We start from the raw sequence: 15,772 nt of genomic DNA on the forward strand, positions 1-15,772 counted from the left end.
CAGCATGTTTCGTTGGGGTATCCTTTCAACTGCCAAGATCGGCGTCACGCAGGTGATTCCAGCGCTTTGCGCATCCGAAAATGGCGTTGTTCATGCCATTGCAAGCCGCGACCTGTCGCGTGCGCGCTCCGTCGCCGACCGTTTCGGCGCGCCGCTGGCATTCGGTTCCTATGAAGAGCTTCTGGCAAGCGATGCCATTGATGGCGTCTATATACCGCTGCCAACCTCACAGCACATAGAATGGAGCCTTAAGGCGGCTGAAGCGGGCAAGCATGTCCTGTGCGAAAAGCCGATTGCACTCAAGGCCGACGATATCGATCAGCTCATCGCCGCACGTGACAAGCACAAGGTCACTATCGCTGAAGCCTTCATGGTCTATTACCATCCGCAGTGGATCAAGTTGCAGGAACTTCTGGCCGAAGGCGCTATCGGTAGGCTCCGCCATGTGCAGGGTGCTTTTTCCTATTTCAATGTCGATCCGGGCAATATGCGCAACCAGCCGGAACTGGGCGGTGGCGCCCTGCCGGATATTGGCGTCTACCCGACCGTGGTGACACGCATGGTCACCGGTCTGGAGCCGGTATCGGTTCAGGCATCGGTGGAATACGATCCCGCTTTCGGTACCGACCGTTATGCTAATGTTTCGGCCCGATTCGACGGGTTTGACCTGACCTTTTATATCGCGACTCAGCTTGGTGCTCGGCAGATGATGGTTTTCCATGGCGACAAGGGCTTCATTGAAGTCTACGCGCCATTCAATACCGGCAAATATGGTCATGGCAGCATCGCACTTTTCGACGCCGGCCACACCAAGGCAACGGAATGGTCGTTCGGTGAGGCCAATCATTATCAGCTTCAGGCGGAAAGCTTTGTGCGTGCCACGCAGGGTGACAGGGATGCACGGCTTTTCTCGCTTGAAAACTCGAAGGCGAACCAGAAATTCATCGATGCGATCTACCGTGCGGCAAAAGACGGCGGATCGGCTATGGTATGATGGCCCACGCGCACTATCTTGTGCAGCTGCTGCCCCTATTTCGTACGTTGATAGGTCCCTGTCAGTGTTTCCGGGTGCTGAATCTGCCCCAGCTTGGCTGTTGTGACTTGCAGTAAAAAACCGCGTTTCTTATATACGCCTCGCACAGGGCATTGATGTGCGTCTGGAAACCGGTCTGGTTTTCGGACAAGCATCGTGAAAAGCGCATTGTGAAACCGATAGGAACCGCCCATGGAACGCTCGGTAGAGGTCTCGGCGGTTTGCTGAATGGAGAGAAATATGGCTAAAGTTATTGGTATCGATCTGGGAACGACCAACTCCTGCGTATCCGTCATGGACGGCAAAAGCGCGAAGGTCATCGAAAATGCCGAGGGTGCGCGTACGACCCCTTCGATCGTTGCATTCACCGACAGTGACGAACGTCTCATCGGCCAGCCTGCAAAGCGTCAGGCCGTCACCAATCCGGAAGGTACCATTTTTGCGGTCAAGCGCCTGATCGGCCGCCGCTTTGACGACCCGATGGTAACCAAGGACAAGGACCTGGTTCCGTACCAGATCGTCAAGGGCGACAATGGCGACGCCTGGGTTGAAGTCCACGGCAAGAAATATTCCCCGTCGCAGGTTTCTGCGATGATCCTTCAGAAGATGAAGGAAACCGCCGAGTCTTATCTCGGCGAAACGGTCACGCAGGCGGTTATCACCGTTCCGGCCTACTTCAACGACGCTCAGCGCCAGGCAACCAAGGATGCCGGCAAGATCGCCGGTCTCGAAGTGCTGCGTATCATCAACGAGCCGACTGCTGCTGCGCTCGCTTACGGTCTGGACAAGAACGATGGCAAGACCATCGCTGTTTATGACCTTGGCGGCGGCACTTTCGACGTCTCGGTTCTCGAAATCGGTGACGGCGTCTTTGAAGTGAAGTCGACCAACGGCGACACCTTCCTCGGCGGTGAAGACTTTGACATGCGTCTGGTCGAATACCTCGTCTCCGAGTTCAAGAAGGAAAGTGGCATCGACCTCAAGAACGACAAGCTCGCTCTGCAGCGCCTCAAGGAAGCTGCCGAAAAGGCAAAGATCGAACTGTCGTCCTCGCAGCAGACTGAAGTCAACCTGCCGTTCATCACGGCTGACCAGACCGGTCCGAAGCACCTTGCCATCAAGCTGTCGCGCGCCAAGTTCGAAAGCCTGGTCGACGATCTCGTCCAGCGCACCATCGAACCTTGCAAGGCAGCACTGAAGGATGCTGGTCTCAAGGCTGGCGAAATCGACGAAGTTATTCTGGTCGGCGGCATGACCCGCATGCCGAAGATTCAGGAAGTCGTGAAGGCCTTCTTCGGCAAGGAGCCGCACAAGGGCGTCAATCCGGATGAAGTCGTCGCCATGGGCGCGGCAATTCAGGCAGGCGTTCTGCAGGGCGACGTCAAGGACGTTCTGCTGCTCGACGTAACCCCGCTTTCGCTGGGTATCGAAACGCTGGGCGGCGTGTTCACGCGACTGATCGAACGCAACACCACGATCCCGACCAAGAAGTCGCAGACCTTCTCCACCGCCGAAGACAATCAGTCGGCCGTGACGATCCGCGTCTTCCAGGGCGAGCGTGAAATGGCTGCCGACAACAAGATGCTTGGCCAGTTCGACCTCGTCGGCATTCCGCCCGCACCGCGTGGCGTGCCGCAGATCGAAGTGACTTTCGACATCGACGCCAACGGTATCGTCAACGTGACGGCCAAGGACAAGGGCACCGGCAAGGAACACCAGATCCGCATTCAGGCATCTGGTGGTCTGAGCGATGCCGACATCGAAAAGATGGTCAAGGACGCCGAGGCGAATGCCGAAGCTGACAAGAAGCGTCGTGATGCCGTTGAAGCCAAGAACCAGGGCGAAAGCCTCGTTCATTCGACCGAAAAGTCGCTGAGCGAATATGGCGACAAGGTTTCGGCTGACGACAAGAAGGCCATTGAGGATGCTCTCGCAAGCCTCAAGACCTCGCTTGAAGGCGAGGATGCCGAGGACATCAAGGCCAAGACGCAGACGCTCGCCGAAGCTTCCATGAAGCTTGGTCAGGCCATGTATGAGGCCGCTCAGGCCGCTGAAACCGGTTCTGCCGGTGGTAGCGAAGAAGCTGCTTCGAACGACGATGTTGTCGACGCCGATTACGAAGAAATCGACGACGACAAGAAGAAGTCGTAATTTTAGGCTCAATACGCTCAAGCCCGGGGTTCTGCCCCGGGCTTTTGCCAATTTTTGAGATGTTCATATTCGCAGGTTTTGTATAAGCCTGCATATTGGCCGGTGTCGGTGAAAAAGCCGATGGAAGTATCGGGCATATCCGCCTCCATTTGAAAAATCGCTCTGGCCTGCATACATCTTGAAAAGCATGAGACGGTTTCGGGCAAAGTGGGTATTGATGCTGAAACCCGGAGTGCCGCTCTGACGCATGGGTCGGAAGGCGCTTCGATAGATGAACAATTGGAAACGCTGGCCCCTGACAAGTTTGAACGCTTTGGGGCGTGTCGCACGAATCTGGGGACCGGTTTCGGGATACGATGTCCGTGAAAGCAAAAGGCGCGTTCCTGTCGCCGGGATAACGAACTGATGAAGATCGACTACTACGAAGCTCTGGGTGTTGAAAGAACAGCAGACGACAAGACGCTGAAAACAGCCTTTCGCAAACTCGCCATGGAATATCATCCGGATCGCAATCCGGATAATCCGGAAGCTGAGCGCAAGTTCAAGGAAATTGGCGAGGCTTACGAAACGCTGAAGGACCCGCAGAAGCGTGCCGCCTATGACCGGTTCGGCCACGCAGCCTTTGAAAATGGCGGCATGGGTGGTGGTTTCGGTAACGGCTTTGGCGGTGCCGGTGGTTTTGCCGATATCTTCGAAGACATTTTTGGCGAGATGATGGGCGGCGGTCGCCGTCGCTCCAGTGGCGGACGCGAACGCGGCGCAGATCTTCGCTACAATATGGAAGTGACGCTGGAAGAAGCCTATGCGGGCAAGACCGCGCAGATCCGCGTTCCAACCTCCATCACTTGCGACGAATGTTCTGGCTCCGGCGCAAAGGCCGGCTCCCAGCCGACCACCTGTACCATGTGTTCCGGTTCGGGCCGGGTTCGCGCTGCACAGGGCTTCTTCTCGGTGGAGCGCACCTGCCCGACCTGTAACGGTCGCGGACAGATAATCAAGGATCCTTGCGGCAAGTGCCATGGCCAGGGCCGCGTCACGCAGGAACGGTCGCTGTCGGTCAATATTCCGGCAGGTATTGAGGATGGCACCCGTATTCGTCTTGCCGGTGAAGGCGAGGCAGGTATGCGCGGCGGCCCGGCAGGCGACCTCTACATTTTCCTTTCGGTCAAGCCGCACGAGTTCTTCCAACGCGACGGCTCCGACCTTTATTGCAAGGTGCCGATCTCGATGACGACGGCAGCCCTTGGTGGCCAGTTCGAAGTCTCGACGCTCGATGGCACGCAGACACGGGTAAAGGTTCCGGACGGCACGCAGAATGGCAAGCAGTTCCGCCTCAAGGGCAAGGGCATGCCGGTTCTGCGTCAGGCCGCTGTAGGCGATCTTTATATACAGATCGATATTGAGACGCCGCAAAACTTGTCCAAACGCCAGCGTGAACTGCTGGAAGAGTTCGAAAAACTTTCCTCGCAGGAGAATAGCCCGAAATCAGCGGGGTTCTTCTCAAGGATGAAAGAATTCTTCGAAGGTATCGGAGAATAAAAAGGGAGCCGCAAGGCTCCCTTTTTTGTTCTTTTCCTTATTCCCGCCTTGCTTAGGGAATTCAAAGCGGCATAAACTTGTCCAATAACGACAATGGGAGCAGCGAGAATGGCAGGACAGCTCGGCAGGAAACTGGCCGCTAAGTTCGATGAGGAGATCCGTTTTTTCAAGGGATGGATAGACGGGCCAAAAGCGGTCGGCGCTATTTTGCCGACGAGTTCCATTACAGCGCGCCGTATGGCCAGCGTCATCGATACCGGCTCCGGCCTTCCGGTTCTGGAACTTGGACCGGGCACGGGCGTCATCACCAAGGCGATCCTGAAACTGGGCGTAAAACCTGCCGACCTCTATTCCATCGAATATTCGCAGGATTTCGTGGATCACCTGAACACGATCTTTCCAGAGGTCAATATCATTCAGGGCGATGCATTCGACCTCGACAGTGCTTTGGGTGAGAAGAAGGACCAGAAATTCGATTGCATCATCTCCGCTGTGCCGATGCTCAATTTCCCCATGGACGGGCGCATCCAGCTCGTGGAAAGCCTGCTTTCACGCATTCCACGCGGGCGGCCTTTGATGCAGATCACCTATGGTCCCTTGCCGCCGGTTCCCGCCGGTCGCGGCAATTATACCGTCCAGCACTATGATTTCGTGGTGCGCAATGTGCCTCCGGCGCAGCTTTGGGTTTATCGCAGCCCTTTGGTCTAGAGCATGTCTCCTGAAAGTGGGAACCGGTTTCGGGATAAAGACATGCGTAAAAACAAACAGATAGAGCATTTCTAATGATTCAATCAAAACAGGAAATGCTCTAGTTTCGCACGAGGCTTTTCATGACTGCACGTATTCTCGTCTTCGCAGGTTCGGTTCGTATCGGTGCTTTTTCCGGCCATATGGCGGATGCCGCCGAAAAGGAATTGCGGACGCAGGGTGCTGAGGTCACGCGCATCACGCTTGCCGACTATCCTCTGCCGATCATGGACCAGAATCTGGAGAACGAGCATGGTGTTCCGGAGAACGCCATGAAGCTCGGTCGCCTGTTCGCCGAACAGGATGGCCTGATGATCTGCTCGCCGGAATATAATGCATCGATCCCGCCGCTTCTGAAAAACACCATTGATTGGGTCAGCCGCATTTCAAGGGATGGAGACAAGCCGTTCAGACCCTATGCTGGCCTGACCGTCGGCCTGTGTTCCAGCTCCGACGGCATGTTCGCCGGTATGCGCGGACTTTATCATTTGCGTGCTGTTCTGATGAATGTCGGCGTGCAGATCGTCACCGAGCAATGTTCGGTCGGTCACGCATCGGTAGCGTTCAATGACGATGGAACGCTGAAAGAAGAACGCAGCGCCAGAATGCTTTCTGCTGTCTGCCGCAGCCTCATCGCACGGGTGGAAGAAGCAAAAAGCTGATTCCGTCTCTTTCGTAACGGGTCCTGTTGTGCGAAGAGAGTAAAAATCACCACGGAGACTCTCATGACGACGACAGATTTGCGCGATCAAGCGCCCGGGGATGCATCTGGGCGCTTGATCGTGGGCCTCGACGTGCCGACCATTGCCGAAGCGGAAAAGGTGGTCGAAGAGCTGGGCGATGCCGTTTCCTTCTACAAGATCGGCTATCAGCTGGTTTTTGCAGGTGGACTCGACTTCGCAAAAAGCCTCGTGGCGGCGAAGAAGAAAGTCTTCCTCGACATGAAGTTGCTCGATATCGACAACACCATTGCCAAGGGTGTCGAGAATGTCGCGAAGATGGGCGTGTCCATGCTCACGCTTCATGCTTATCCGAAAGCGATGCGGGCAGCGGTGGAAGCCGCCAGAGGATCGGACCTCTGCCTCCTGGGCGTGACGGTTCTGACCTCGATGGATAATGACGATCTGCGGGAAGCCGGATATTCCGACAATGCGGAAACGCTGGTGCTGAAACGAGCCCGTCAGGCACGGGAGGCGGGTATGGGGGGCATCGTTGCTTCCGCCATTGAAGCGGCCGCTATCCGTCAGGCGGTTGGCCCGGACATGGCCATCGTCACGCCGGGCATTCGCCCCGCCGGTTCGGAAAAGGGCGACCAGAAGCGGGTCATGACCCCTGCGGATGCCTTGAAAGCCGGAGCCAGCCATCTGGTCGTCGCTCGCCCGATTGTCGGCGCAGTTGATCGTAAGGCAGCAGCCCTTGCCATTCTCGATGAAATGCGTTCCGTTCTATCAAATAGCTAGTGGAGGAAACAGCATGACCAAAGCCTACTGGATTGCCCGCGTGGATGTTCGTGATCCCGAGCGATACAAGGATTACGTTTCGACCGCAAAACCTGCGTTCGAGCGTTATGGTGCAAATTTCATTGCGCGTGGCGGCAAGACAGACGCAGTCGAGGGACGGGGTCGTGCCCGCAATGTGATCATCGAATTCGAGACCATGCAGCACGCGCTCGATTGCTACAATTCGCCCGAATATCAGGCGGCGAAGGCGATCCGCCAGACGGTTGCGGATGGTGAAATCGTCATCGTTGAAGGTATCTAAAATCAAAGGGCCCGCAGGGGCCCTTTTTCATTTGCTGTTTAGAGCCGGACCGGCGGATCATGCCGTCCGGCAAGCGTCAGATCGAGCAGCAGCACTTTTCCGGCATGGGGATCGGCAAGACGGGCCTCCTCGTCGAGACCTTCATTGGCGCTGGTCACGATCATCACCGTGGCATCCGGTCCGACGAAAGCGGGGCATGATGGCTGGCGGACCGGCAGCGAAATTGAGCGGATCAGGCGGCCTTGCGGTGAATAGGCATTGATCGAACTGCCCCCCCAGCAGGCATTCCACAGCGTACCTTCCGCATCAACAACCGAGCCATCGACACCGCCGTCTTCGACGCGGTGATGGAAGACGCTTTTGTCGGATATCGGCAATCCGGTTTCGGGGTCCGTGTCGACACGCCAGATGATATTGCGATCAGTATCGGCGAAATAAGCGACCTTGCCATCAGGAGAAAAGCAGATCGAATTGGTGATCGTGATGCCGGAAAACAGCTTTTTCACCTGGCCTTCGCGATACCACCAGATCGACCCGGCATCGGTTTCGGCTTTTTTACCCATCGTGCCGATCCAGAACGATCCCGATGGATGCACGCGCGCATCATTGGAGCGGGTGACTTCATTCTCGGCTTCAAGTGGATGATGAAGGGTCAATCGCCCATTGGCGCGCTCGCGAATGAACAGCCCGTGTTCGCTGACGATCAACTGCCGGTCGCGATCGATGACGGCAAGGGCGCTGGCCTTCATGCCCAGCGCATGGACGTTGATTTTACCGCTTTCCCAGTTCTTCTCGATCAGTTTCTGGCCGAGTATATCGAACCACCAGACATTTCCGCTCAAGGGGTCATAGCCGGGGCCTTCGCCCAGTTCTGCTACATGGTCGGCAAACAGGGTAGTTTTAACGACGGTCACTTTTTCCTCCCGAGACGCCCGAAGCGATTGCATCCAGCATAATCAACGGATGAAAGCTGATCCAGTTCAACTTCAAGCATTGTAAGTACACAACCAACGCCCGAGGACGGATTGAGAGAAAGGACTATGTTGCCTGGTCATTCCGTTTTAGATTTCCCGCAACTTCGAATCGCGAGGAAATCATGGCTCTCAAAGTCGCGGTCCAGATGGACCATATCAGCACGGTGAACATTGCAGGCGACACCACATTCGCCCTATCGCTGGAGGCGCAGAAGCGCGGTCATGAGCTTTACCATTATACGCCGGACCGGCTTTCGATGCGTGACGGCGTCGTTTCCGCCCGCCTGGAAAAGATGGAAGTGCGCGACGTCAAGGGCGATCACTATACGCTGGGCGAACCGATCCGCCGTGACCTGTCGGAAATGGATGTGGTTCTTCTGCGTCAGGACCCGCCCTTCGACATGAACTACATTACCACAACCCATCTTCTGGAGCGGATTCACCCGAAGACGCTGGTGGTCAATGATCCGGCCTGGGTGCGCAACAGTCCCGAAAAAATCTTCGTGACAGAGTTTCCTGACCTGATGCCGGAAACACTCATCACCAAGGACCCGCAGGAAGTCATGGATTTCCGTCGCGAGTTCGGCGACATCATTTTGAAGCCGCTTTACGGTAATGGCGGCGCGGGCGTTTTCCATCTGGCCGATGGTGACCGTAACCTGACCTCGCTTCTGGAAATGTTCGGCCAGCTCTTCAAGGAGCCGTTCATCGTGCAGCGCTATCTGAAAGACGTGCGCGCTGGTGACAAGCGCATCATTCTGATCGATGGCGAACCCGTCGGCGCGATTAATCGTGTGCCGTCGGAAACCGATGCCCGTTCCAACATGCATGTTGGCGGGCGTGCCGAACAGAGCAAGCTTACGCCGCGGGAACGCGAGATTTGCGAACGTATTGGCCCATCGTTGAAGGAGCGTGGCTTCATCCTGGTTGGCATCGATGTGATTGGCGATTACATGACCGAAATCAACGTTACCTCTCCGACTGGTATCCGCGAAATCCAGCGTTTCGACGGGACCAACATTGCGGCCCTGTTCTGGGATGCGGTCGAAGCCAAGCGGTAGGAGCAGACCCAAATTTGTTCTCTTAACGTTCTTGAACTTGCCGCTCGTCCGTGCTTAACTCTCTAAGTTGTATTTGAGTTTTTACTCACTTAAGAGATGTATTGCGTGGCGAGCGGGGGCATATGGTCGCGCGGGTTGGAACGGTTGCTTTTCAAGGCATAGAAGCTGTGCCAGTTGATGTGCAGGTGATGGTTGCGCCGGGCAAGATGGGCATGTCCATCGTCGGCCTGCCAGACAAGGCCGTGGCGGAAAGCCGTGAGCGGGTGCAGGCGGCATTGCACGCCTCGGGCCTTTCCATGCCGACCAAGCGGGTAACGGTCAATCTGGCGCCTGCCGACCTGCCGAAAGAAGGATCGCATTACGATTTGCCCATTGCTGTTGGGCTTATGGCGGCAATCGGCGCCATTCCGGCGGATGCGATCCAGTCCTATCTCGTTCTGGGTGAACTATCGCTCGATGGTTCGATAACGCCGGTGGCAGGCGTCCTGCCTGCTGCAATCGGTGCGAACCGGGACGAGAAGGGGCTCATCTGCCCTTATGCGTGTGGGCCAGAGGCAGCCTGGGCGGGTGCGGACATTGATATCTTGGCTCCGCGCAGCCTGATCGCCCTTGCCAACCATTTTCGCGGCACGCAGGTTTTGACCCGGCCGGAACCATCCATGCGGATTTCCGGTGAAGCGGAACTCGACCTTGCCGATATCAAGGGGCAGGAGACCGCCAAGCGAGCGCTCGAAATCACCGCTGCAGGCAATCACAATCTGCTGCTCGTCGGACCGCCGGGATCAGGCAAGTCCATGCTTGCTCAGCGATTGCCATCCATTCTGCCTCGCCTTTCTCCGCGCGAATTGCTGGACGTATCGATGATCGCCTCGATTGCGGGTGAGCTTTCGGGTGGAAAACTGTCAGATCGACGTCCGTTCCGGGCGCCGCATCATTCGGCCTCGATGGCGGCAATGGTCGGCGGTGGACTGCGTGCGCGTCCGGGCGAGGTATCGCTTGCGCATAACGGTGTGTTGTTTCTGGACGAGTTTCCGGAATTCTCGCCACAGGTGCTGGATTCCTTGCGTCAGCCACTTGAAACCGGCGAATGTCTCATTGCACGCGTCAATCATCGCACCAGCTATCCGGCGCGCTTTCAACTGATCGCCGCCATGAATCCCTGCCGTTGTGGTATGGCGGGCGAACCCGGTCATGTCTGCGCGCGGGGGCCCCGTTGTCAGGCCGATTATCAGGCGCGTATTTCAGGCCCGCTTCTCGACCGTATAGACTTGCGAGTGGATATGCCCGCCGTCTCTGCTTTCGATCTCATCAAGTCATCCCGGTCTGAAACGAGCGAAACGGTTGCGCAACGCGTCGCACGTGCCCGCTCGATCCAGACCCAGCGTTATTCAGCCCTCGGTCTGGAACCGTCCATGACCAATGCCTATTGTTCGGCGAAACTTATAGAGGAAGTCGCTGAGCCGGATGCGGCAGGCCTCAAGCTTTTGCGCGACGCGAGCGAACAGATGCGGTTTTCCGCTCGCGCTTATCATCGCATTCTGAAAGTTGCCCGCACGCTGGCCGATCTGGACGCCAGCGACAAGGTCGGTCGCATCCACCTGGCCAGTGCCATATCCTATCGCATAGGCGCGGAAAGGCTGGTCTCCGCAGTATAAGCTATCATTGGAAGCTGGTCAGCGTGGCGCTATCGGCTTCCAGTGATGAAGGACAGCATTGTCCTCGCTTGAATAACACCAGTAATGCCCCTGAAAAGGCTGGTCATGCTGACGGCTGATCGGAAGTCCGGCAAGAAAGCAGAGAAGCAACGTACCGGCGCCGCCATGGCCGACGATAGCGATATCGCCAGAGGTGCCAGGCCGCCTCACGGCTCCGAAGCCTTCCACAATGCGTTGCTGGACGTCAACGGCCCGCTCCCACCCGCAAATGCTTGTTTCGGGGGCTGAAAAGAACCTGTCGGCGATAATCTCGTGTTGTTCGGCGGGCAGGAAGCCGGTGGCGCTTCGATCGATTTCGTTGAAGCGATTGTCGGTCAACGGATTGACTCTTAAAGCACCCGCCAGAATTTCAGCCGCTTCAATTGCCTTTGTTTCCGTGCTGGACCAGATCAATGTGATCGATTGCAGTTCCGGTTGGCTGGCAAAGGAACGCATCCGTTCAATGCCATGCTCAGAGAGGTTCCACGATGGAATGGGCTTTGCGGGATCGATCACGACTTCCGGATGTGAAATGAAATAGATTTTTGTCATGCGCTGCCGCCAATAGTCGTGTGTTTATAAACAACAGGGCGCGTTTAGCGCCCTGTTACCAGCCCATCAGTTTATATTCCGAATGTTACAAAGCCATTCTCATCGATGGCCCAGGCCGGGTTCCAGGCAATTTCCCAGGCGTGATCGTCAGGATCGGCGACATAGCCGCGAAAACCACCATGGTTCGGAGCGTCAGCCGAACGCACCAGCTTGCCACCAGCTCCAACCAACCGGTCCATCAGTGGCACGACATCCGATTTCAGTTTCACGTTATGTGCAAGGGAAAATGCGCCGGGCTGCTGGAGGCCTTTGCGGTTCATATCGGTTTCGAGCGAAGCTTTCAGGAAGGTTCCGAGGACGAAACCGTTCATCTGATAGAAGATGATTTCTTCATTCTCGAAAACCGGGACCCAGCCGAAGCCCTCGGCGTAAAAACGACGTGAGCGCTCAAGATCGGCGATACCAAGCGTAATGACGGAGATTTGCTGTTTCATAACCAAGACCTTTTGTTCTCAAATGCACCATTGCATCAGAGTGAAAGGTCAAGGGACTCGACGCATCTGCCGAAATGAAAGCAATCGCGAAGGCCAGGACCCGCTTTGTAACGGGGATCGGGCTAACCGCACCGACCTCTCCTTTTTAGACCCGGAATGAATAGCACATTCCGGGACATTTTCAAAAACAAACGGGGAGGTCTCGATGTCAGCGTACGGAGCCTACGAGGAGATTATCCGGGCCTTCGATGGTGACCCAGCGACCGGTATCGTTCGCTGCCTGACGCTTCAGATAGGTATAGTCGGTCTCGTTCCAGCGCATGACTTCATCGGTCAGGTTGTCGAGCACGAAGTCGCCGCGATCCGTGCGAACCGTGAGGACCGCGTGCCCTTCGCCGTCCGGCTTGCGAACGACGGTGATCAGAAGATCGGTGATCGGAATGCCAGCCTTCTGCAATTCGCGCTGTTTCAGCAGAACGTAGTCTTCGCAGTCGCCAACGGTCGTCGGGTAAGCCCAGTATTCCTCGACGCCGTAGATTTCCATGTCGGTCATCGGTTTGATGCGCTCATTGACCGAAAGATTGATTTCGATGATGCGCTGCCAGTTTGAATGGTTGAGTTGCAGTGCGCGGGTGTCACGGCTCGTGATGCCGCATTCCTTTGCTTCGCGCTTGCAGAATTCATAATGTCCGATCGGCTGCGAGGTCAGCTTGCCGGTCTGCATGAAGTCACCGGAGGCGGCTTGCGCACCAAAGCTTGCCATCAGCAGCGAAGCTGCGAAACCGGCGGCTGCCATAATCTTTGTGGTCGAGCGAACAACGCAAAACATACTCAACGCCCTTTGGCTCTCGCCAGTTACTCATTTATTAACGAAACGTTAATGTCTGAAATACTCTGGAGTCAATTCGGTTCGCCTTGGGATTGTCTGACTTCTTAATTAATGGTTAATGCGGGTAATTCCAGAGAATACAATTATTGATTGAATTTTGCGGCTGTGCGGAACCAATCGGGCGGTGAAAATCACTCATAATTTTGCCACGGTCCGGGCGCTTGTCTTTTGCCTCGAATAAGCCAATGTTGGTGTCGACCGGATCGTAACGATCCCTTTGCAAAGGCCAAAAGATGACAGGCGCAACGACGCGCAAGGCCACGGCAGGCGACATAGATGCGCTCCTGCGCATCGAAGAGCGCTGTTTCGAGACAGACCGGATTTCCCGCCGTTCATTTCGCGCCCTTATTGCGCGACCGACCGCAGAAACCATTGTCGCAACGATGGGCGGAACAGTCATCGGCTATGCGATGATCCTGTTTCGTCATGGCACCGCGCTTGCTAGGCTTTATTCGATAGCCGTCGACCCGGAGGCCAAGGTCAAAGGCATTGGCTCTCTCCTGTTGCAGGCGGCGGAAACGGCAGCCTACGACCACGACCGCCCGTTACTGCGGCTGGAGGTACGCGAGGACAACGAACGCGCCATCGCGCTCTACAAGCGGCACGGTTACCGCCCCATCGGACGCTATCTCGACTATTATGCTGACCATTCGGATGCGCTGCGTTTTGAGAAGACGGTTCGCGGTGACATTTCGCCCGTCACAGCTTTTCCATATTACGAGCAGACGACCGATTTTACCTGCGGTGCAGCCTGCCTGATGATGGTGCTTGCCCGGCACAATCAAGAGACGCGGCTTGATCCCGTGTTGGAAGTTCGCCTTTGGCGCGATGCGACCACGATCTATATGATGTCGGGGCCAGGCGGATGTGAGCCGTTCGGGCTTGCAGTTGCTGCACACGAACGCGGTCTCAAAGCTTCGATCATCGTGTCCATCGAGGACATGCTTTTCCTGCAATCGGTGCGTTCGGAAGAAAAACGCAAGGTCATGCAACTGGCGCAGACCGATTTTCGCCAGCGCACGGAAGCCTATGCTATTCCGGTGGACTATCGTGGTTTCACCTTGCACGATATTCTGGCTGCCTTGCGCCGTGGGGCGGCAGTGATCGTGCTGGTCAGCGGTTATCATATGTTCGGCAAGAAAGTGCCGCACTGGGTCCTCGCCCATGGTGAAGACGGGCGGCATATTCTCATTCACGACCCCTGGGTGGAGGAAGAGCTCGGCGAAACCATTGCCGATGCTGCAAATGTCCCTGTTCCCTTTCACATTTTCGACCGCATCGCACGGTTCGGCAGTGATGGACTCAGGGCAGCCGTTATTCTGGAAAAAAGGACGGACTGATGACGATCTGCGTCATTCTGGTAGGGCGCCTCTCGGATATCGACAATGGGGCCACGCCACACAAGGTCATGACCACGCGCGACTATCTCGCGCATCCCGCGCTCTTCAACGGACAGCTGCGCCCACGCATCATCAACCTGTCGCGCTCCTACGCCTATCAAAGCCGTGGCTATTACGCTTCGCTTCTGGCTGAAGCGCGAGGGCATCGCATCATCCCTTCCGTGGAAACGATGATCGATCTGTCGGAACGGCGGCTTTATGAAAACGCTATTCCGGAACTGGAAGACATGCTGAACAAGGCGCTCGGCAAGCATCCGGAAAAAGCACCGGAAACGATCCATGTGCATTTTGGCCTTGCCGATAATCCCGAGTTTGAACGGTTTGGACGGCTGCTGTTCGACTGGTTTCGTGCGCCGTCGCTGGAAGTCACGGTCAAACCCGGTGAATGGGCGCGCATCCAGAAGATCGGCTTTGCGAATATCACCAAGTTTACCAAAATGCAGAAGGAACGCTTCGAGGACGCGCTTGATCGCTATACCCAGCGTGAGTGGCGCGCCGCACGCCCAAAGGTTCCGGCTCGCTATTCCTTCGCAACTCTGTGCGATCCGAAGGAGGCCATGCCGCCGTCTACCGTCTCGACGCTGAAGCATTGGGCAAGAATCGCAGCCCGGCTCGGAGTGGAAGTAGAGCCAATCGGCAAGCGTGATCTGCCGCGGCTTGCCAATTTTGACGCACTATTCATTCGCGAGACGACATCGATCTCCAATCACACCTACCGTTTCGCCCGGCGGGCGCAGCAGGAAAACATGCCGGTGATTGATGATCCGATTTCCATGATCCGTTGCACCAACAAGGTTTATCTGCACGAATTGATGCAGGCGAACGACGTGGCGGTTCCGCCGACGGTGATGATTGCAGGTGAGGAGGACCTGGAGCGCGCTGCCGATGTGCTCAGCTTTCCGATGGTGATCAAGATACCGGATTCGTCATTTTCGCGCGGTGTGAAGAAGGTGAAGGATTTTGCCGAACTGAAAGCGCTTGCCACTTTATGGCTGGAGGATAGCGATCTCCTGCTGGCGCAGAAATACATGCCGACGAAGTTCGACTGGCGGGTCGGCGTTCTTGATGGCAAGCCGCTTTTCATCTGTCAGTACATGATGGCCAAGAACCATTGGCAGATCGTCAAGCACGATACGGGCGGCAAGCCCCTGGAAGGCGGGTTTCGTTCCTATGCGCTGGGCGACGCGCCGCCGTCGGTTCTGGAAACCGGGCTGCGCGCGGCACGCTGCATTGGCGACGGACTTTATGGCGTCGATCTCAAGGAAACGGACGACGGCGTGGTGGTGATCGAGGTCAACGATAATCCCAATCTTGAACACGGGATCGAGGATGCCGCCGAAAAGGACGAGGTCTGGATCAAGCTGACCCGCTGGTTCACCGACCGGCTGGACCGGAAATAGGCATGTCGCCCAAAAGTGGGAGCCGGTCTTGGGGCAAGGACATGCCGCAAACAATTCGATGGAGCATTTCCAACGAT

The 15,772-nt window shown here is 56.3% G+C and carries 15 protein-coding genes; 11 read left to right on the forward strand and 4 right to left on the reverse strand.

Annotated elements, in window-relative coordinates:
• The first annotated feature begins 4 nt into the window (after positions 1-4).
• The 7 genes from F9K94_RS11055 (at position 5) to F9K94_RS11085 (ending at position 7,231) form a co-directional block, all read left to right on the forward strand.
• Positions 5-994, forward strand: coding sequence for a Gfo/Idh/MocA family protein (locus F9K94_RS11055; RefSeq protein ID WP_151645642.1), 990 nt, complete (start codon positions 5-7; stop codon positions 992-994).
• Positions 995-1,273: 279 nt separating this feature from the next.
• Entirely contained in the window at positions 1,274-3,184 is a 1,911-nt protein-coding gene (gene dnaK / locus F9K94_RS11060) for a molecular chaperone DnaK (protein ID WP_151645644.1), read from the forward strand.
• 405 nt (positions 3,185-3,589) lie between these two features.
• The gene (gene dnaJ, locus F9K94_RS11065) at positions 3,590-4,723 is read left to right on the forward strand and encodes a molecular chaperone DnaJ (RefSeq protein ID WP_176036486.1); all 1,134 of its coding nucleotides are present in this window, start codon (positions 3,590-3,592) and stop codon (positions 4,721-4,723) included.
• A 108-nt stretch (positions 4,724-4,831) separates the two neighbouring features.
• On the forward strand, positions 4,832-5,431 hold the full coding sequence (pmtA, locus tag F9K94_RS11070) for a phospholipid N-methyltransferase PmtA (protein ID WP_151645648.1): 600 nt from the start codon (positions 4,832-4,834) through the stop codon (positions 5,429-5,431).
• A 122-nt stretch (positions 5,432-5,553) separates the two neighbouring features.
• Positions 5,554-6,132, forward strand: a complete 579-nt coding sequence (locus F9K94_RS11075; protein WP_151645650.1) for an NADPH-dependent FMN reductase — start codon at positions 5,554-5,556, stop codon at positions 6,130-6,132.
• Positions 6,133-6,195: 63 nt separating this feature from the next.
• Positions 6,196-6,930, forward strand: a complete 735-nt coding sequence (pyrF, locus tag F9K94_RS11080; RefSeq protein ID WP_151645652.1) for an orotidine-5'-phosphate decarboxylase — start codon at positions 6,196-6,198, stop codon at positions 6,928-6,930.
• 13 nt (positions 6,931-6,943) lie between these two features.
• Positions 6,944-7,231 (forward strand): DUF1330 domain-containing protein, encoded by a 288-nt coding sequence (locus tag F9K94_RS11085; protein WP_061344648.1) that lies wholly within the window; start codon positions 6,944-6,946, stop codon positions 7,229-7,231.
• A gap of 38 nt (positions 7,232-7,269) precedes the next feature.
• Here F9K94_RS11085 and F9K94_RS11090 read toward each other — a convergent pair whose 3' ends face one another.
• A complete protein-coding gene (locus tag F9K94_RS11090) occupies positions 7,270-8,145 on the reverse strand; it encodes an SMP-30/gluconolactonase/LRE family protein (protein WP_061344649.1) in 876 nt (291 codons plus the stop codon).
• 182 nt (positions 8,146-8,327) lie between these two features.
• On the opposite strand from F9K94_RS11090, the gene gshB reads away from it, so the two are divergent.
• Together gshB and F9K94_RS11100 are read left to right on the forward strand one after the other, a co-directional pair.
• Positions 8,328-9,266: a glutathione synthase gene (gene gshB / locus F9K94_RS11095; RefSeq protein ID WP_151645654.1), complete on the forward strand. Its 939-nt coding sequence runs from the start codon at positions 8,328-8,330 to the stop codon at positions 9,264-9,266.
• Between the two features lie 122 nt (positions 9,267-9,388).
• A complete protein-coding gene (locus F9K94_RS11100) occupies positions 9,389-10,921 on the forward strand; it encodes a YifB family Mg chelatase-like AAA ATPase (protein ID WP_151645656.1) in 1,533 nt (510 codons plus the stop codon).
• Between the two features lie 18 nt (positions 10,922-10,939).
• Here the strand turns inward: F9K94_RS11100 and F9K94_RS11105 are convergent, their stop codons facing one another.
• The 3 genes from F9K94_RS11105 to F9K94_RS11115 all read right to left on the reverse strand — a co-directional run bounded on the left by F9K94_RS11105 (position 10,940) and on the right by F9K94_RS11115 (position 12,835).
• Positions 10,940-11,512, reverse strand: a complete 573-nt coding sequence (locus F9K94_RS11105) for a histidine phosphatase family protein (protein WP_151645658.1) — start codon at positions 11,510-11,512, stop codon at positions 10,940-10,942.
• A gap of 71 nt (positions 11,513-11,583) precedes the next feature.
• Positions 11,584-12,006 (reverse strand): VOC family protein, encoded by a 423-nt coding sequence (locus tag F9K94_RS11110; protein WP_151645660.1) that lies wholly within the window; start codon positions 12,004-12,006, stop codon positions 11,584-11,586.
• Between the two features lie 208 nt (positions 12,007-12,214).
• On the reverse strand, positions 12,215-12,835 hold the full coding sequence (locus tag F9K94_RS11115) for a transglutaminase-like cysteine peptidase (RefSeq protein ID WP_061344654.1): 621 nt from the start codon (positions 12,833-12,835) through the stop codon (positions 12,215-12,217).
• Between the two features lie 293 nt (positions 12,836-13,128).
• On the opposite strand from F9K94_RS11115, the gene F9K94_RS11120 reads away from it, so the two are divergent.
• Both F9K94_RS11120 and F9K94_RS11125 read left to right on the forward strand, forming a co-directional pair.
• Positions 13,129-14,235: a peptidase C39 family protein gene (locus tag F9K94_RS11120; RefSeq protein WP_151645662.1), complete on the forward strand. Its 1,107-nt coding sequence runs from the start codon at positions 13,129-13,131 to the stop codon at positions 14,233-14,235.
• Entirely contained in the window at positions 14,235-15,695 is a 1,461-nt protein-coding gene (locus tag F9K94_RS11125; protein WP_151645664.1) for a RimK family protein, read from the forward strand. Before F9K94_RS11120 ends, F9K94_RS11125 begins: the two co-directional genes overlap by 1 nt.
• Positions 15,696-15,772 lie beyond the last annotated feature (77 nt).

Origin of the sequence: Brucella tritici (assembly GCF_008932285.1) — a bacterium.
In the GTDB taxonomy this organism is placed as follows: domain Bacteria; phylum Pseudomonadota; class Alphaproteobacteria; order Rhizobiales; family Rhizobiaceae; genus Brucella; species Brucella tritici.